The organism is Methylobacterium sp. AMS5, assembly GCF_001542815.1.
Lineage (GTDB): Bacteria > Pseudomonadota > Alphaproteobacteria > Rhizobiales > Beijerinckiaceae > Methylobacterium.
Window position 1 is genome coordinate 2,676,727 of record NZ_CP006992.1, and the last position, 17,273, is coordinate 2,693,999.

Here is a 17,273-nt window from a genome sequence, read left to right on the forward strand (position 1 = left end):
TCTATTTCTTCGGATCACTGGCGTCGGGCGTGACGCCGAAGGCATCGAGAATCCGGTCGAGGGCCTGTTCGACGGCCTCGGTGCCTTCCTCGTGCGTCTTCAGCCGCGTTTCGAGCCGGCGGAGCTGCGGCTCGAATTCCTGCGGCACGGTGGGTTCGTCGCCGAGGAAGCGCGGCTCTGGCGCCGGCTCGGTGTAGACGCTCCGGAGTTCATGACCGAGATGGTCACGGACCGACTCCGGTAGCGGCGGGTTTTCGGGAAGGGTTTCGGGCGTCGTATCGGGGCCGGTCATCGTCAGTCCTGCTCGGGCGCAAACACCATCTTGGACGGATAAACGGGCAAACACCTGGAGCGTTGCGTCCGATGTCTTCGCATCCCCGCGACAGCATCACGGCGTCTGATCGGACATTGATCTTCGAGGAGAGGGCTGTCGCGCCCGAGCGACGTGCGTCGAGGGACGGCTCAGGTCCGCCGAAACCGTGATGTGCACTGTGGAACCAAGGGCCGGAACATGAAAACGGCCCCGGCAGAGTCTGCCGGGGCCGGACGAAGCCGCTCTTTGTGGAGCGGCTCGTGAAGCGCGTGCTTAGTCGAGCACTTCGATGATGCGGTGGCGGCCATCCACGAGCACCGGACGGTCGTTGACCACGGTGTAGCGGGTGCCGCGGGTCACGTTGTAGTCGTTCGGGACCTCGTAGTAGGTCACGCCCGACGACGGCAGGGTGGAGCCGACGACGACGCGTCCGTCATAATCGTAGGAGCGGACGTTGCGCTCGCGGACATAGGAGCGGAAGCGCGGGCGATCTTCGACGCCGAGGATGCCGCCGATCGTGCCCGTGGCCGCGCCGACCGCGCCACCGACGATGCCGCCGATCGGACCAGCCGCATCGGAGCCTTCCTGGGCGCCACGTTCGGCACCGCGCAGGGTACCCTGAGCCTGGGCTGCCATCGGCAGCGCGAGGGCGATGGCCGAAGCGGCGAGAAGGGTCTTGATCTTCATGCGAGGATCTCCGTCGTTGTGAGGTCCGCTGCGAGCCGACGCAGCGAAGCATGGCCCAGTAACGCCGCAGCCTGGAATTCGGATGCATGGAAAATCGAGAAAGGCCGAGATTGCCCCTCGATGCCCGGAAAGGAGGCGGATCTCGCGAAAGCTGCCGCCGGCGCGATTGAATTTTTCGATCTCAGCCCGGCGCGCGGTCGGAAAGGAACCGGTTCATCCGCTCCAGCGCCCGGGCGATGTTCTCGGCAGAGTTGGCGTAGGACAGCCGAAGGTAGCCCTCGCCGTGCACGCCGAAATCAGGGCCGCCGATCACCGCGACGCCGGCTTCGTCCAATAGCGCGGTCGCCAGGGACTTGGCCTTCCACCCCGTGCGAGCGATGTTCGGGAAAGCGTAGAAGGCGCCCTTGGGCGTGATGCACGAGACGTTCGGCAAGCCGTTCAGCCCGTCCACGACGAGGCTTCGACGCCGATCGAACGCGGCGACCATCGCGGCGACACAGTCCTGCGGTCCGTCGAGGGCGGCGATGCCGGCCCATTGCGTGGCGGCGTTCACGCAGGAGAAGGAGTTCACGGCGAGCTTGCGGGCGGCGTCGTAGAGCGGCTTCGGCCAGACCGACCACCCGAGCCGCCACCCCGTCATCGCGTAGGTCTTCGAGGCGCCGTCGAGCGCGATCAGCCGGTCGCGGATCTCGGGATAGGCGAGGAGCGAGACATGCGCCTCCCCGTCATAGGTCATGGAGCCGTAGATCTCGTCGGACAGCACCGCGATGCCCGGATGGGCGGCGAGACCTCGCACGAGGGCGTCGATCTCGGCCTTCGGCGTGACGCCGCCGGTCGGGTTGGCCGGCGAGTTGACGATCAGGAGGCGTGTGCGCTCCGTGATCAGCGAGAGTGTCTCCTCCGCCGAGAAGGCGAAGCCGTTGGCCTCGCGGATCGGCACCGGCACCGGGGTTGCCCCGGTGAACGCGATCATCGAGCGGTAGATCGGGAAGCCTGGATCGGGATACAGGATCTCGGCACCGGGCTCGCCGAACATCAGGATCGCCATGAACATGGTGACCTTGCCGCCCGGCACGATCATCACCGCATCGGGCGAGACCTCGACTCCGTGGCGGCGATGGAGGTCCCGCGCCACCGCCTCACGGAGCGGAGGGATGCCGATGGCCGGCGTGTAGCCGTGATGGCCGTCGCGCAGAGCCTTGATGCCGGCCTCGACGATATGGGCCGGCGTGGCGAAGTCGGGCTGGCCGATGCCGAGATTGACGATGTCGCGGCCCTGCGCCGCGAGCGCGCTCGCACGGGCGAGAACGGCGAAGGCGTTCTCCTCGCCGATCCGATCGAAGGAGGGCACGACACGCAGCATGGCCTCGACCTTCCGTCAGACGCCGGTCGGTGCCGGGATTCGGCAGCGCCTCACGAAACGCCCGTTTGCCGAAAGTGCCTCATGGGGCACGGCCGAGCGGCGGGCGTTTCGTGAGAGATGCTCAGCCGTGGGTGCGCGCGGCGAGGCGGCTCGCGGCGAAGGAGATCGCGCCGCCGACGACGAACAGGATCGCGAAGGTCTTGACCGCTGCGTAGAACAGGGCCGGCTCGATCCCGGTATCCGTGAAGAGAACGGCGCAGACGGCTGCGATCGGAAGGAGCAGCACGACGGAAAGCGGCACCAGCGGGTTCATTCGACGTCACTCGCGTTCGTTGAGGGACCGCAGCGCGGCCCGAAGAATAATGCGAAGCGGTCTTAGCATCGCCGTTCCGCCGGAGGAAACTCCCGCAGCTTCAGAATCTCCGATCGATCCGCCAGGGTTTCGGTCGCGCAAGTGTTTCGGTCGGGCAAGCGTTTCGATCAGGTGAGCGTTTCGATCAGGCGGGGATGCGCACCGTCGCCCGCAATCCGCCGAGTGGGCTGTCGTGCAGGCTGACATCGCCGCCATGCGCCCGAGCGATATCGCGGGCGATGGCGAGACCGAGCCCGGAGCCGCCGGCATCCTGGCGCGCATCGTCGAGACGCACGAACGGCTTGAACACGTCCTCGCGGCTCTCCGGCGGGATGCCGGGCCCGTCGTCGTCGATCGCGACGAGGAAGGCGCGATGTTCGCGTTTGCCCGAGATCGCCACGGTGTCGGCATAGCGGGCGGCGTTGGCGGCGAGGTTGAACAGGCAGCGGCGCATCGCATCGGGCCGCACCGTGACGAGCGGGCTGCCCTCGATCTCCACCGCCTCGACATGGGCGCCGAGCCGCTCGACGTCGCTGCGCAGATCCTCCAGCACGGTTCGCATGTCGGTCTCGGCGGCGGTCTCGGCGGAATCACCCCGCGCGAAGGCGAGATAGCCCTCGAGCATCCGGCTCATCTCGTCCACGTCGCGCTGGAGATCCTCCACCTCCGGCGTCTGCTCGACCAGGGCGAGCGAGAGCTTGAAGCGGGTGATGATGGTGCGCAGGTCGTGGCTCACCCCGTTGAGCATCGCCGTGCGCTGCTCCATGGCGCGCTCGATGCGGCGCTTCATCTCGATGAAGGCGTGCCCGGCCTGCCGGACCTCGCGGGCGCCGCGAGGCTTGAACTCGATCTCGCGGCCCTTGCCGAACCCCTCGGCCACCGCCGACAGCCGCAGGATCGGCTTGATCTGGTTGCGCAGGAACAGGATCGCCACGCCGAGCAGCACCAGCGAGGATCCGGTCATCCAGAGCAGGAAGATGTGCGAGTTCGAGGCGTAGGCCTGATTGCGCCGGGCGGTGACCCGCATCACGCCCTCGGGGATCGCCACGCGGATCTCGATGAGGTTCGAGCGCCCCACCGTGTCGATCCAGAACGGGCGGCGGATCTGACGGCGGATCTCTTCCGACAAGACCTCGTCGAGAATCGAGAAGAACGGGCGCGGCCCCGGATTCGGCAGCTTGGCGCCTTTCAGGATGTCGATGTCGAGGTTCAGCCGCTCCCCGGCGATGCGCGAGAGCGTCTCCGCGTTCCGGTCCTGCGGATAGGACTCGTAGATGTCCATCAGCGCAGCGACGTCGGCGGTCACGGCCGCCGACAGCCGGCGGGTCACGAGCTGCCAGTGCCGCTCCATGAAGGTGTAGGCGATCACCGATTGCAGCAGCACCATCGGCGCGATGATGATGATCAGCGAGCGGGCGTAGAGGCCCTTCGGCAAGGCGTCGCCGATGGCGCGGCTGAGGCGCCGCCAGATTTTCCGAACGCGACCGAACGCCCCGGCGAGGGTGCCGGTTCGAGACGGTGCGGTCGCGGAGGGGCGGACGGGGGCCGCCATGAAGGCCTCAATCGATGGCGAGGCGGTAGCCGACGCCGCGAACGGTGTGCAGGAAGCTCGGATTGGCCGGGTCCGGCTCGATCTTACGGCGCAGACGGTTGATCTGCACGTCGATGGTGCGCTCGGCTGCCAATCCGCCGTTGCCCGCGAGTGTCTCGCGTTCGACATTGCCGCCGCGCGCCTGGGACAGCATGGTCAGGATTTCGCGCTCGCGCTCGGTGATCTTCACTGGCTCGTTCTCGCGCCGCAGCTCACCCCGGTCGGCGCGGAAGCTGAAGGGGCCGAAGCTGACAGCCCCTTCGCCCGAGAAACGGGCATCCGGCAGGGCAGCGTGGCGGCGGATGATGTTGTTGAGCCGCAGGATCAGCTCGCGCGGCTCGAAGGGCTTGGGCAGATAGTCGTCGGCGCCGATCTCCAGGCCCGTGACCCGGTCGTTGGGGTTGGAGCGGGCCGTCAGCATCAGGATCGGCACGCGTGAGGTCTCGCGCACCGAGCGGGCATAATCGAAACCGCTCTCGCCGGGCATCATCACGTCGAGCACGAGCGCGTCGAACACGAAGCACTGGCCACGGCTGCGCGCCTCGGCCGCGTTCGCCGCGGCGGTGACCCGGAAACCCTGCTCCGAGAGGAAGCGGGACAGGAGTTCGCGCACCCGCCGGTCGTCATCGACCAGTAGGATGTGGGGCGCGTGGTCGGGAAGCTCGGGGCGCGCCTTGAGGGCGCTTTCGGCCGACATCAGGCGCGCCCCGTCGTGCGGCGCGCCATCAGCCGACGGATCGCGGCGCGCTCGGCCGGCTCGATCATCGCGAGCAGGAAATCCTGGGCGGAGGCCGCTCGGGCCTCGCGTCCGCTCTCGGCCTCGTCGTCCACGGAGGGCGCGTCGAGCGCCCGCACGATCCGGCGGACCTGAACCCGCGTCAGGTCGGCCGTCAGCGCCCGGCCGGACGGGGTGCAGAACAGGAGCCGCTGGCGCCGGTCGCTCGTGCCGGTCTGCTGCTCGACATAGCCCTGATCGATCAAATCCTTGAGTACCCGGTTGAGGCTCTGTTTGGTGATGCGCAGGATATCGAGGAGTTCGGCGATGGTGAGGCCGGGATAGCGATCGACGAAGTGAAGCACCCGGTGATGCGCCCGGCCGAAGCCGTACTGCGCCAGGATCCGGTCGGGATCACCGACGAAATCGCGATAGGCGAAGAACAGAAGCTCGATCAAATCGTCGCTGTCACCCCCCGTCTCGTGGCAAGCTGGGCGAGGAGTTTCACAGGAAGCTTGTAGCGCCGTGTCGGCGTCTGGCGTCATCGCACGGCTCACGTCGTGAAAACCTCGTAGGACGTCGGTCGATCGCAAGGCTTCGGGCAGCCCTGGAAGCCTCGGGAAGATAAGTCAGTGTTGTTGACATATCTCAGCCCCGTTGCTACCCGTCAAGCCTGCCGGTATTCGCTCGGTGCGCCGTCCCTCGGACGGTCCACGCGCCCGCGCACCGGCTCCTGCCCCACCCCGCGACCCCGCGCATTGCCGAGGCCGCGCAGAGGAACTTCGAGAAATGTCCGTGATTCCCTTCGATGAGCGCGAAGGCACGATCTGGTTCGACGGCGTCATGGTGCCTTGGCGCGCGGCGAAAATCCACGTGCTCAGCCACGGCCTCCACTACGGTTCGTCGGTGTTCGAGGGTGAGCGGGCCTATGGCGGCCGAATCTTCAAGAGCCGCGAGCATTCCGAGCGCCTGCGCCGTTCGGCCCAGCTCCTCGATTTCGAGGTTCCGTACTCGGTCGATCAGATCGAGGCAGCCAAGGCTCAGGTGCTGGCGACCAGCGGCCTCCAAGACGCCTACCTGCGCCCCGTGGCGTGGCGCGGCTCGGAGATGATGGGCGTCGCGGCGCAGAAGAACACCATCCATCTCGCCATCGCGGCTTGGGAATGGCCGAGCTACTTCGATCCGGCGACCAAGATGAAGGGCATCCGCCTCGACATCGCCGATTACCGCCGGCCCGATCCACGCACGGCGCCCTCCACCTCGAAGGCGGCGGGCCTCTACATGATCTGCACGATCTCCAAGCATCGGGCCGAGAACAAGGGTTATGCCGACGCGCTGATGCTCGACTGGGAGGACAACGTCGCCGAATGCACCGGCGCCAACGTCTTCTTCATCGCCGACGGTGTGCTCCATACGCCTCAGGCCGACCGCTTCCTCGACGGCATCACCCGCCAGACCGTGATCGAGCTCGCCAAGCGCCGCGGAGTCGAAGTGATCGAGCGGCGCATCCGCCCCGAGGAGATGACCGGCTTCTCCGAGTGCTTCATTACCGGTTCGGCCGCCGAGGTGACGCCGGTCTCCGAGATCGGCCCCTATCGCTTCACGCCGGCGGCGCTGACCAAGACGCTGATGGACGACTATCTCGCCGAGGTGCAGCCGCGGGCGGCCGCCGCCTGAGGATCGCATGATCGACGGTTCCGGGCCCGTCAAACGGTGCCCGGAACTTAGCGGAGCGCCCTGCGTTTTTGGAACAATCCATGAACGAAGGGTGTCTCGATGACCGGCAAGACGACCAACAAAACCACCAAGGACCAAGCTGCGGCCGAGAACCCGAAGGTCGATCCGACCGACGAGTCGAACCGGATCAAGGATCCCGACGAGTGGACGACCGGCGCGGAGCCGATGACGGGCGCGCAGGCATCCTACCTCAAGACCCTGTCCGAGCAGGCCAAGGCACCGGAAGCCTTCGAGGCCGACCTCGACAAGGCGGAGGCCTCCAAGCGCATCGACGCCTTGCGCAAGGACACCGGCAAAGCCTGACTTGGGAAGGCCTGAGTTGGGAAAGCCTGACTTGGGCGAGAGCCCCATCTCGTCCCGGAAGGCGTTGGGCGACTTTCGCGACGATGCTCGAACGTTTCGCGGGATGAGGCGGCCCTGGGGCCGCAGGGCGATGGGGCGGGGACACACGTTCAGCGATCCATCGCCCGTCGCTCCGTCAGCGGACGAATCGGCTGTCGAAAGAGACAGGTCGGCGGGGAATGTCCCCGCTTTCTTCGATCCCCTTAAGCTCGCTGCAAGTTCAGGCTGGCAGGATCATGCCATTGCCGAATGTCCGGGACGATGCGCCGTGTCTTTGCTTCCTCCATCCGCGCCCGTCCCGGAACCCACCTCGGGTTTGTCCCGGTCTCTCATCCGCTTCGCGCGTCATGAGTCGGGGGCGACTGCCATTGAGTATGGATTGGTCAGCACCTTCATCGGGATGGCGGTCATCGGCGCCTTCCGTGCGTACGGAACCGTCCTGGCCGACTTTCTGGCGGCGGTCGTCGAACGCATCAAGTTCGAGTAGTGACGCGAAATACAGTCGATCACTTCGGGATGGTGGATTCGGGCTTGTGCGTGATTCCGCGCCGTGTTGGCACGAGGGGGCGTCTCCTGGGGCAGAGCGCGGGCTGAGCGAGTCGGGCCCCGGCTTCGATCAGGCGGAGGCCGTATCCGTTGCCAATGGCCGCGTGAACCGTCGTGGATGAAGCGAGGGCGAGCAGATCCCTGCCGCGCGCCCTCAGATGGCGAGCGTCTGCTGAGCCTGGCGAAACCAGAAGTCCTACGATTTCCTATTTCGGCCCGACCGGCTTGCGCTTGGCGGAAGCCGGCTCCCTCCCGGCGGCCGGGGAGGGGGCCGGAGCAGCTCCGGCTTCGGGCTTCGTATCCTCCGGCTTCGGCTGGCTCCAGAACGCGTCGAACGCGTCCTTCATCGCCTTGACGTTCTGCTCCTGAACCTCGGCTCCGGTCTGGAGCATCTGCTGGATCACTTCCATCGAGGCTTTGGTCGCATCCGGTGCCGGTGCCGCCTCTGCCTTACGGACGGCCGGTCGCGGCTCGGGCTTGCGCGCCGCGGGCGGGGAAGGGGAGGCCATCTGTCCCGCCGCGGCGGTGAGGCCGTTGAGCCAGTCCGTCCAGAGCGTGCCGACTGGGTAGGCGGAGGGCGGGGGCTCGGCGGCCGGCGCCCCGGCAGGCGGATTGAGGAGCAGGTGGACGATGCCGGCCACGATCATACCAGCCATGACCGGCAGCATCTGCCTGAGGGCCTGACTCCCGACGCCGCTCGCCGCCGATGCGTGCTGGATCACCGCCTGAGCGATCATGGGTGAGCCGAACAGCCCCGAAAACAGATCCGCACCGGCCTGTGGCGGCGCTTTTCCCGGCTGGCCGAGCCCGAACATGCGCCCGAACCCCATCGGATCGGCCGCAGCGTTGCGTTGCATGCCCATCGACAGGGCCGGCAGCAGCGCCTCCATGGCGCGGCGGGTCTGCTCCGGCGAGAGACCGAACTGCTGCCCGAAGGCCCGCACGCTCGCGTCGCCCTGGCTCTGCAGGATGTCGAACATCGTGTACATGGCCGGGCGCCTCAGCGAGCAGCAACGATCCGGGTGCCGAACGCCTCTGGGCCTCGCCATGACAACGCGTCCATGATGCGAGCCCATCCTCATTCCGGACGCGCCGGTGGTGACCACCGACACTCACGTCCGAAGGCTCGCCGGAACGGCCTCAGCCGAGAGTGTGTCGCAACCGGGCGAGGCTGGCCAGCGATAACCCCGATTCCGCGGCGATTTCCCTTGGAATAGCGGACGATCAGCCTGCATCGGCTTCCACCGTCGCTTTTCGGGCTACAACGACATCCCGCTCGAGGGGGCGGCCTGCACCGCCTCGTTGGCGGAGGGTGGCTCGGGTGCGGGTCCTGCCGCCACGCTCATGCCGCGTTCCAGCCGGCCCACGGTGCGGAAGGCGAGGGCGAGGCCAGCTACCCCGAAGGCGATCGAGCCGAGGCCGGTGCCGGCGATCACCCCCTCCGGCCCGTACCATGCCGCCCCCACGAGCGCGGGCGGAACGGTGCCCACCGTTGCCCGGCCCCAGTTCAGCAGGGTCGAGAGGAAGGGGAAGCCCAGATTGTTGAACGAGGCGTTGGCGAGGAACAGGAGCCCGTTGAAGAACCAGACCGGACCGCTCACCAGACAGAAGAAGGCGAACAGATCGGCCGCCACGCCCTGAAGTTCGAAGGCACCGGCCAGCGGCGCCCGCGCCAGGGTGAGGAGCAGCCAGACGACGACGACGTAGAGCGCGGTCACCCCCGTGCCGACCCGCAGGACGCCCCGCATCCGGTCGAAGCGCCCGGCACCCCAGTTCTGGCCGAGGATCGGGCCGATCGAGCCCGACATCGCGAACAGCCCGCAGAACGCGACCGGGGCGAGGCGCTCGATCACCACGTTCCCGGCGATCGCCGGAGGCCCGAAGCCGGACAGCGCGTGCGCCACGAAGGCGCTGGCGATCGAGGGGGCGAGGTTGGTGAGCACCGCCGGCCCGGCGATCCGGGTCACCAGCGGCAGATCGCCGATAACGGCCGTGAGGCGGGGCGCTTCGAGCAGCCGATAGCGGCGGACGCCGACCCAGCCGACGGCGACGAAGGTGACGCGGGCCACGCAGACCGCGAGCGCCGCTCCGTCCACGCCGAGTCCGAGGCCGAAGATCAGCAGCGGATCGACGAAGACGGTGATGACGGCGCCGCCGAGCGTCACGAACATCGCCTCCCGCGCCGCGCCGACCGCGCGCAGGAGGCCGGTGAACAGCATGCCCGGCCCGAGCAGCAGGTTCGACGGCAGGCTGATCCAGAGATAGCGCCGGGCGACGTCGAGGGTGTGCCCCTCCGCGCCGATGGCGGAGAGCAGCGGGTCGAGCCCGGCGAGCAGGAGGGCAGCCAACAAAGCCGAGGCGATCACGCAATGGACGGTGACCGAAGTCGCGATCCGCCGGGCGTCGGCCGGATCGTTCGCTCCGATCGCCCGCGATACCAGGGCGCCGGCTGCGATCATCAGGCCGATATTGAAGGCGATGGCGAAGAACTGGATGATCGAGGCGAAGCCGACGGCGGCGGTGAGGGCCGGATCGCCCAGCTTCGAAACGTAGAACAGCGACAGCAGATCGACGGCGAAGATCGCCATCAGGCCGACGGAGCCGGTCGCGCTCATTACGACGACGTGACGCAGGATCGAGCCCGAAACGAAGCGCGCCGCGCCCCTGTCTCGCTCCGGCATGGCGCCTGTGCCCGCCTCAGGCATTCGGCTCGGTATCCTCGGCTTCGAGCGCGCGGGCGGCGGATTCGTGCGGTTGCTGCTCGATCAGGCCGCGGGTTTCGGCGCTCAGCGCTCGCGAGGGGCTTTTGGGGGCGGTGAGCGGCTCGGGCCGCAGTTCCGGCGTGCCGCGCAGCCAGCCGGAGCCGTCCGGCATCGCGCCCGCCTGCTGGAGCACGAGGCGGGCGACGTCGCGCTTGCGCACATCCTCGACGCGCCGCGCGGCGGCCTCGGCGGGCAGTCCCAGGCTCTCCAGGGTGGCGCGGCCGAAGCCGAGGGCGGACTCGACGGTTTCGCGAAGCTGGAAATCGACGTCGCGGTTCATGAGTTCGATGGCGTGCGTGCGGTCATAGGCCCGCACGTAGGTGCGCACGTTCGGGAACTCCTCGTGGACGATGTCGACGATCTTCAAAGCGGCCGGCGCGTCGTCGATGCAGACGCAGATCAAGTCCGCCTTGGCGAGGCCGGAGGCGCGCAGCACGTCGAGCCGGGTGCCGTCGCCGTAATAGATCCGGAAGCCGAAGCTCGTGGCGTTGCGGATCTGCTCGACGTCCTTGTCGATGACGGTGATGTTGATGCCCTCCGCCAGCAGCACCTGCGCCAGGATCTGACCGAAGCGGCCGAATCCCACCACCAGCACGCGGGTGTCGCCGGATTCCTGCGCCTCGCCGACGTCGGAGGGCGGCTCGGCTTCCTTCGGGCGGCGGGCGATGAGAGCGTCGAGGCCCTTGGCGGCGATGGGTCCGACCAGCATGGTGAGGGCGGCGAGCGCGACGCAGAAGCGGGTCACGTCCGAGGCGAGGATGCGCAGGTCGCCCGCCGCCGGCAGGATCACGAACGCGAACTCACCGGCCGGCGCCAGCACTGCCGCGCCGCGCAGGGCGTCGAGCCAGGGCGAGCCGAACAGGCGGAACAGCCCGGCGACCAGGGCGATCTTCACCGCGATCGCGGCCATGGTCGCGGCGAGCAGCGCCAGCCAGTGGTTGGTGAGCAGGCCGCCGTCGATCGACATGCCGACGCTCATGAAGAACAGACCGAGCAGCATGCCGCGGAACGGCTCGATATCGGCCTCGAGCTGATGGCGGAAGTTCGACTCGGCGAGCATCACGCCCGCGAGGAAGGCGCCCATCGCCATGGAGAGGCCGGCCTTCTCCATCACCAGCGCCGTACCGAGCACCACGAGGAGCGCGGCCGCCGTCATCACCTCGCGTCCGCCCGCCGCCGCGAGCAGGCGGAAGAAAGGGTTCAGGCCGTAGCGCCCGACGAGCACCACGCCCGCGACCGCAACCGCCGCGCGGCCGGTGGAGCGCAGGCCCTCGTCGACCCAGCCGTCCTTCGGCGTGGCGCCGGCCGATGCCAGCAGCGGCAGCAGCGCCAGGATCGCCACCACCGAGATGTCCTGGAACAGGAGCACCGCGAAGGAGCGCCCGCCATAGGGTGAGCCGAGATCGCCGCGCTCCTCCAACAGTTGGAGTGCGACCGCGGTGGCCGAGAGCGCGATGGCGATGCCGACGACGCTCGCCGCGGCCGGCGTCAGGCCGTAGGCGAGAGCGGCACCTGCGATGACGAGCGAACACAGCGCCAATTGCGCGGCGCCGAGCCCGAAGATGTCGCGCCGCATCGAGACGAGCCGGGAGATTTCGAGTTCGAGCCCGACGATGAACAGCAGCAGCACCACGCCGATCTCGGCGACGCTGGCCGCCGTCTCGGGCTCGGCGATCAGGGAGAAGCCGGCCGGGCCGATCACGACGCCGGCCACGAGGTAGCCCAGCACCGCGCTCTGGCCGAGGAGGCGCACGAGCGGCACGCCGATCACCGCCGCCGACAGGAAGGTCAGCACCGGCGGCAGGAAGCTGGCGTGGTCCGTGGCGCTCGCCATGAAAGCCCGTTGCCTCGATGGTTCCGGATGGGGGAAGGGCTCCCCTTAGGACATCGTCCCGAAAGGTGGCCACCGGCTTTCGGAAAAAGACGATGTCAAAACAAGAGGCGAGGGTGATTCGCGTGTCGTTCGTCACATGCCCGGCGCCTTCCCTTGCCGTGCCGTCGAGTCGGCACTGTTACCACAGGCAGCGGGATGCAGGCCCCCTGGGCGGATGGCGGGTGTCACGGATCGCGTCATGTATGCTAAGCAAATGACGACGGACAGGCGCAGGCCTGTCGCGGCTTTCGGGCTGGCCGCTGTTGACAGACCCGGCCACCCCTCTCCACATCCGTCGGATCATGAGCGCTGACACCATCAACCTCACCGCCGACCCGAACCGGGTCCCGCATCCGGCCGTGACGGGCGACAAGCCGCCACTGGAGATCCTCCTGTGTGCCCCCCGTGGCTTCTGCGCCGGCGTGGTGCGCGCCATCGACGTGGTGGAGCGTGCGCTGGCGATCTACGGAGCGCCGGTCTACGTCCGCCACGAGATCGTCCACAACAAATACGTGGTCGAGACCCTGAAGCGGAAGGGCGCCGTGTTCGTGCGCGAGCTGGACGAGGTGCCCGATAGCGGCGCCCCCGTCATCTTCTCCGCCCACGGCGTCGCCAAGACCGTGCCGCAGAACGCCGACGCGCGCGGCCTCACCACCATCGACGCGACCTGCCCGCTGGTGACCAAGGTCCACCGCGAGGCCGAGATCCATCACAAGCGCGGGCGCCACGTCCTGCTCGTGGGCCATTCCGGTCACCCGGAAGTCGTCGGCACCATGGGCCAGCTGCCCAAGGGGTCGATCACCCTGGTCGAGGACATCGACCAGATCGATGCTCTGAACCCGCCGGCCGACCAGGCTTTGGCCTGGGTGACGCAGACGACCCTGTCGATCGACGACACCAAGCATATCGTCGAGGCGCTGAAGGCCAAGTTCACCGGCATCCACGGCCCGCACAAGGACGACATCTGCTACGCCACCACCAACCGCCAGGAAGCGGTCAAGGAAGTCGCGCCGCGGGTCGATGCGTTGATCGTGGTGGGCTCCTCGAACTCCTCGAATTCGCAGCGCCTGCGCGAGGTCGCCGAGCGGGCCGGCTGTCCCATCACCCGCCTCGTCCTGCGTGCCGAGGAGATCGATTGGGATGCCTTCAAGGACATCCGCCGCCTCGGCCTCACCGCCGGCGCGTCTGCGCCGGAAGTTCTGGTCGAAGAGATCATCGACGCCTTCGCCGCACGCTTCGACGTGACGGTGGATCAGGTGTCGGTCACCGTCGAGGACATGTCCTTCCCGCTGCCGCGCGAGTTGCGCAGCGAAGCCGCCGAGTAGGGCGGACGACGCGCCGGCCCCCGAGCCAGGCCGGCCGAACGACCTCCAGGGGCGCCCACGGCGCCCCTTTCTCTTGCGCGAAACCGGCAGCGGCACCGTGGCGGTCTACACCGACGTATCCGACGAGGCGCTGCGCGCCTTCCTCAGAGAATACGAACTCGGCGATTTGCTCTCCTACAAGGGGATCGCGGAAGGCGTCGAGAACTCGAACTTCTTCCTGCATACGAGCACGGGCAACTACATCCTCACCCTCTACGAGAAGCGGGTGAACGAGGCGGATCTGCCCTTTTTCATCAACCTGATGGGCCATCTGGCACGGGCCGGGCTCGCCTGTCCGCAACCGGTCCGCAACCGCGCCGGCACCGCCCTCGGGCATCTCTGCGGCCGGCCTGCGGCGATCGTCACCTTCCTCGAAGGCGTGTCGTTGAGCCGCCCGAACGCCGAGCATTGCCGGGCGCTCGGCGCTGCGCTGGCCGGGCTCCACGCCGCCGGCCGCGATTTTCCGATGGTGCGCGCCAACAATCTGTCGGTGGGGGCGTGGCGCCCACTCTTCGTACAGGCGCAAGCGCAGGCCGATACGGTGGCGCCCGGCCTCGCGGCCCGAACCCGCGCCGACCTCGATTGGCTCGAGGCCTCCTGGCCTCAGGGCCTGCCGAGCGGCGTCATCCACGCCGATCTGTTCACTGACAACGTGTTCTTCATCGGCGATACCCTCTCGGGTCTGATCGACTTCTACTTCGCCTGCACCGACGCCTTCGCCTACGATTTGGCGATCGGCCTCAATGCGTGGTGCTTCGAGGCCGACGGCACCTTCCACCGCGACAAGGCGGGTGCGATGATTGCGGGCTACGATGCGGTGCGGACGCTCGAACCGGCCGAGATCGCGGCGCTGCCGATCTTGGCGCGGGGCGCGGCCATGCGGTTCATGCTGACCCGCCTCGTGGACTGGCTCAACGTGCCGCCCGGCGCCCTAGTGCAGCCCAAAGACCCGCTGGAATACGACCGCCGTCTCGCCTTCCACCGCACCGCGACCGATGCGCGGGACTACGGCTGGCAGCAGTAAGAGTGCCTCACAAAACTCCCGGTCTCTGACCGTTCTCGCTCTGGCAATGACAGCGCGGCGGGAGTCGTGTGAGCGACACCAAGGCCGGTCGAACCCTCCCCGGTGCCGGGGAGGGCTCATGTCCGGTGGCTCAGAGCACCTTCAGCAACGCTTCGGCGCCCGAGACCTCGGCCTTGGACGGGGTGTCCTCGACGTTGAGGATCCGCACCACGCCGTCATCCACGAGCATCGCATAGCGCTGGGAGCGCGGGCCAAGGCCGAAGCCGGAGCCGTCCATCTCCAGGCCGATCGCCTTGGCGAATTCGGCATTGCCGTCGGCCAGGAACTCGATGCCCTCGGCGCCGCTCTGCTGCTGCCACGCGTTGAGCACGAAGATGTCGTTGACCGAGGTCACGGCGATCGCATCGATGCCGCGGGCCAGGATCTCCTCGCGTTTGGCGACGAAGCCCGGCAGGTGGTTGCGGTGGCAGGCCGGGGTGAAGGCGCCCGGCACGCCGACCAGCACGACGCGGCGCCCCTTGAACACGTCGTCGGTCGTCTTGGCCTGCGGACCGTCCGGCCCGTTCACCCGGAAGGTGGCCTGGGGCAGCTGATCGCCAACCTGAATCGTCATCCGTGCTCTCCTCGCAAAAGCCACGAACCGTTAGACGCGCTTCGCGCGACTGTCGAGGCACGGCCTCGCCGCGTGCGCGTTTACCTTATGGATCAATGACGGCCGCCGCAGTAGCATAGGCTCCATGCTGACGCCCGATCCCTCGCTCAAAGACTCGGCCTATCTCGACGGCCAGTTCCTCGTGGCCATGCCGGGGATCGGCGACGAGCGCTTCGCGCGCTCGGTGATCTATCTCTGCGCGCACTCGGCGGACGGGGCGATGGGCATCATCGTCAACAAGCCGGTCGCGGATCTGAGCATGCCGGATCTCCTGATCCAACTCGACATCGCCAGCGAGGCGGATGCGATCCGCCTGCGTGAGCGGGTCGGTCACATGCCGGTGCTGATGGGCGGCCCGGTCGATGCCAAGCGCGGCTTCGTGCTCCACACCGCCGATTTCCACATCGATCAATCGACGCTGCAGATCGACGAGGGCGTCTGCCTCACGGCGACGGTGGAGATCCTGCGCGCCATCGCCGATGGGCGCGGACCCTCGAACGCCGTTCTGGCGCTCGGCTATGCCGGCTGGCAGGCAGGCCAGTTGGAGAACGAGATTCTGGCCAATGGCTGGCTCAACTGCCCGGCCGATCCCGAGCTGATCTTCGATCCGGGGCTCGGCACCAAGTACGATCAGGTGCTCAAGGCGATCGGCATCGATCCCGCCATGCTCTCGGCAGAGGCGGGGCGGGCCTGACGCGAGGCCCGCCCGTCGCCGATCATTGCGAGGCGTTTTTACACGCGGCCGTGCACGAGGTCGTGGATGAAGCCGAGCTTCGTCACCACGGCCGGACCGAGCACGAACGGATAGAGGTCGCCCTCACCCATAGCCCGGCTGACGCTGTTCATCGCGAAGACGAAGGGCAGCCACGCGTCGATGATCTGCTCGATCGTATCGGCGCGGTAGGGGTCGAAATCCACCCGCCCGGCGAGTTCGCCCCCGAGATCGGATTTCGGGTTGACCTGCATTCCGAACGCGCTCGCCATCTCCAGCGTGTCGACGATGTGGAGGTAATGCGCCCAGGTCTCGGCGAAGTCCTCCCACGGGTGGGTCGTGGCGTAGGCCGAGACGAACGTGTCCTGCCAGTTCGCGGGCGGGCCCTGGTCGTAGTGGCGCTTCAGCGCTTCGCCGTAATCCTGCGAATCGTCGCCGAACACTGCCCGGCACGGCTCCAGCTTGCCGGCATCGCGCACGAGGATGTCCCAGTAATGGTGCCCGACCTCGTGGCGGAAATGGCCGAGCAGGGTCCGGTAGGGCTCCCCCATCGAGGCGCGGCGCTTCTCGCGCTCGGCCGGGTCGGCCTCCACCAGGGCGATAGTGATGACGCCGTTCTCGTGGCCGGTCATCACCTTGGGGCCGTTCGCATCCGGCGGGTCGGCCAGGAAGTTGAAGATCAGGCCGTGCTCGGGATCCTCGGCGCGGGTCTTCAGCGGCAGGTTCCAGCGCAACAGGGTGTAGAACAGCCGGTGCTTGGCATGCTCCATCTCACGCCAGCGCTCCAGATTCACCGGGTCGTTCACATCCGGCACGGTGCCGTTATGGCGGCAGGCGAGGCAGAAAGCGTCGGTCGTGCCCGGCGGCACCATCCAGTTGCAGGTGTCGTGGGCGGCGTTGGTGCAGAGGAAGCTCGAGCGCTCCGGCGCCGCCAGCGGCGTCCAGGCGTTGTCCCCCGCAGGCTCGAGGGCCGAGATGCGGCCGAGCTGGGGCAGGTAGGCGAGGCGGTGACCGCAGCGCTCGCACGAGCGGTTCTCGAAATAGAGGATGTTGTCGCAGGACTGGCAGCGAAAGAGTTTCATCGGCTCACGGGACGTTGACGCCCTGTCCCGAATCCGGCGCTGGCCGGATCGGGAAACGGGACGCGCCGGGCACAAGGCTCGGAGGCGGCGGGGAGTGGCGGCCAACCAAGCCGCGAACACGCTCACCGTTCCGTGAGCGATGATGTTTTTGTTCCCCC

18 protein-coding genes are annotated in these 17,273 nt (G+C 67.9%); 6 read left to right on the top strand and 12 right to left on the bottom strand.

Translation table 11 applies throughout. The features are described 5' to 3' along the window. Position 1 precedes the first annotated feature (1 nt). The 7 genes from Y590_RS11890 to Y590_RS11920 form a co-directional block, all read right to left on the bottom strand. Positions 2–292 carry a hypothetical protein gene (locus Y590_RS11890; protein WP_060770023.1) on the bottom strand — a complete coding sequence of 97 codons (291 nt, stop codon included), beginning with the start codon at positions 290–292 and terminating at the stop codon, positions 2–4. Between the two features lie 294 nt (positions 293–586). Beyond that, complete coding sequence (locus Y590_RS11895) at positions 587–1,000, bottom strand: DUF1236 domain-containing protein (RefSeq protein WP_060770024.1); 414 nt, start codon at positions 998–1,000, stop codon at positions 587–589. 181 nt (positions 1,001–1,181) lie between these two features. Beyond that, positions 1,182–2,363: a pyridoxal phosphate-dependent aminotransferase gene (locus Y590_RS11900; protein ID WP_060770025.1), complete on the bottom strand. Its 1,182-nt coding sequence runs from the start codon at positions 2,361–2,363 to the stop codon at positions 1,182–1,184. Positions 2,364–2,484: 121 nt separating this feature from the next. Next, positions 2,485–2,676, bottom strand: coding sequence for a hypothetical protein (locus tag Y590_RS11905; RefSeq protein ID WP_060770026.1), 192 nt, complete (start codon positions 2,674–2,676; stop codon positions 2,485–2,487). A gap of 184 nt (positions 2,677–2,860) precedes the next feature. Next, positions 2,861–4,267 carry an ATP-binding protein gene (locus tag Y590_RS11910; protein WP_060770027.1) on the bottom strand — a complete coding sequence of 469 codons (1,407 nt, stop codon included), beginning with the start codon at positions 4,265–4,267 and terminating at the stop codon, positions 2,861–2,863. A gap of 7 nt (positions 4,268–4,274) precedes the next feature. Then, on the bottom strand, positions 4,275–5,003 hold the full coding sequence (locus Y590_RS11915; RefSeq protein WP_060770028.1) for a response regulator: 729 nt from the start codon (positions 5,001–5,003) through the stop codon (positions 4,275–4,277). Beyond that, positions 5,003–5,566 (bottom strand): MarR family winged helix-turn-helix transcriptional regulator, encoded by a 564-nt coding sequence (locus tag Y590_RS11920; protein ID WP_502689510.1) that lies wholly within the window; start codon positions 5,564–5,566, stop codon positions 5,003–5,005. Before Y590_RS11920 ends, Y590_RS11915 begins: the two co-directional genes overlap by 1 nt. 244 nt (positions 5,567–5,810) lie before the next feature. Between Y590_RS11920 and Y590_RS11925 the strand changes: the two genes are divergently transcribed. From Y590_RS11925 to Y590_RS27310, 3 genes are all read left to right on the top strand, one after another. Continuing rightward, positions 5,811–6,698: a branched-chain amino acid aminotransferase gene (locus Y590_RS11925; protein WP_060770030.1), complete on the top strand. Its 888-nt coding sequence runs from the start codon at positions 5,811–5,813 to the stop codon at positions 6,696–6,698. Between the two features lie 99 nt (positions 6,699–6,797). Continuing rightward, positions 6,798–7,061 carry a DUF3072 domain-containing protein gene (locus Y590_RS11930; protein WP_060770031.1) on the top strand — a complete coding sequence of 88 codons (264 nt, stop codon included), beginning with the start codon at positions 6,798–6,800 and terminating at the stop codon, positions 7,059–7,061. A gap of 418 nt (positions 7,062–7,479) precedes the next feature. Next, positions 7,480–7,587 (top strand): hypothetical protein, encoded by a 108-nt coding sequence (locus Y590_RS27310; RefSeq protein WP_060770032.1) that lies wholly within the window; start codon positions 7,480–7,482, stop codon positions 7,585–7,587. A gap of 265 nt (positions 7,588–7,852) precedes the next feature. Here the strand turns inward: Y590_RS27310 and Y590_RS11940 are convergent, their stop codons facing one another. The 3 genes from Y590_RS11940 to Y590_RS11950 form a co-directional block, all read right to left on the bottom strand. After that, positions 7,853–8,635 carry a DUF937 domain-containing protein gene (locus tag Y590_RS11940; RefSeq protein WP_060770033.1) on the bottom strand — a complete coding sequence of 261 codons (783 nt, stop codon included), beginning with the start codon at positions 8,633–8,635 and terminating at the stop codon, positions 7,853–7,855. Positions 8,636–8,905: 270 nt separating this feature from the next. Then, positions 8,906–10,351 (bottom strand): MATE family efflux transporter, encoded by a 1,446-nt coding sequence (locus Y590_RS11945; RefSeq protein WP_144439969.1) that lies wholly within the window; start codon positions 10,349–10,351, stop codon positions 8,906–8,908. Next, complete coding sequence (locus Y590_RS11950; protein WP_060770034.1) at positions 10,344–12,242, bottom strand: monovalent cation:proton antiporter-2 (CPA2) family protein; 1,899 nt, start codon at positions 12,240–12,242, stop codon at positions 10,344–10,346. Before Y590_RS11950 ends, Y590_RS11945 begins: the two co-directional genes overlap by 8 nt. Positions 12,243–12,583: 341 nt before the next feature. Here Y590_RS11950 and ispH point away from each other — a divergent pair, with 341 nt between their 5' ends. Continuing rightward, positions 12,584–13,606 carry a 4-hydroxy-3-methylbut-2-enyl diphosphate reductase gene (gene ispH / locus Y590_RS11955; protein WP_003600714.1) on the top strand — a complete coding sequence of 341 codons (1,023 nt, stop codon included), beginning with the start codon at positions 12,584–12,586 and terminating at the stop codon, positions 13,604–13,606. Positions 13,607–13,703: 97 nt separating this feature from the next. Then, complete coding sequence (gene thrB, locus Y590_RS11960) at positions 13,704–14,669, top strand: homoserine kinase (protein ID WP_060772268.1); 966 nt, start codon at positions 13,704–13,706, stop codon at positions 14,667–14,669. A 130-nt stretch (positions 14,670–14,799) separates the two neighbouring features. Here the strand turns inward: thrB and Y590_RS11965 are convergent, their stop codons facing one another. Further along, on the bottom strand, positions 14,800–15,282 hold the full coding sequence (locus Y590_RS11965; protein ID WP_060770035.1) for a peroxiredoxin: 483 nt from the start codon (positions 15,280–15,282) through the stop codon (positions 14,800–14,802). Positions 15,283–15,406: 124 nt separating this feature from the next. Between Y590_RS11965 and Y590_RS11970 the strand changes: the two genes are divergently transcribed. Then, positions 15,407–16,015, top strand: a complete 609-nt coding sequence (locus Y590_RS11970; RefSeq protein WP_060770036.1) for a YqgE/AlgH family protein — start codon at positions 15,407–15,409, stop codon at positions 16,013–16,015. 38 nt (positions 16,016–16,053) lie between these two features. Here Y590_RS11970 and Y590_RS11975 read toward each other — a convergent pair whose 3' ends face one another. Further along, positions 16,054–17,115 (bottom strand): zinc-binding metallopeptidase family protein, encoded by a 1,062-nt coding sequence (locus tag Y590_RS11975; RefSeq protein WP_060770037.1) that lies wholly within the window; start codon positions 17,113–17,115, stop codon positions 16,054–16,056. Positions 17,116–17,273: the final 158 nt, after the last annotated feature.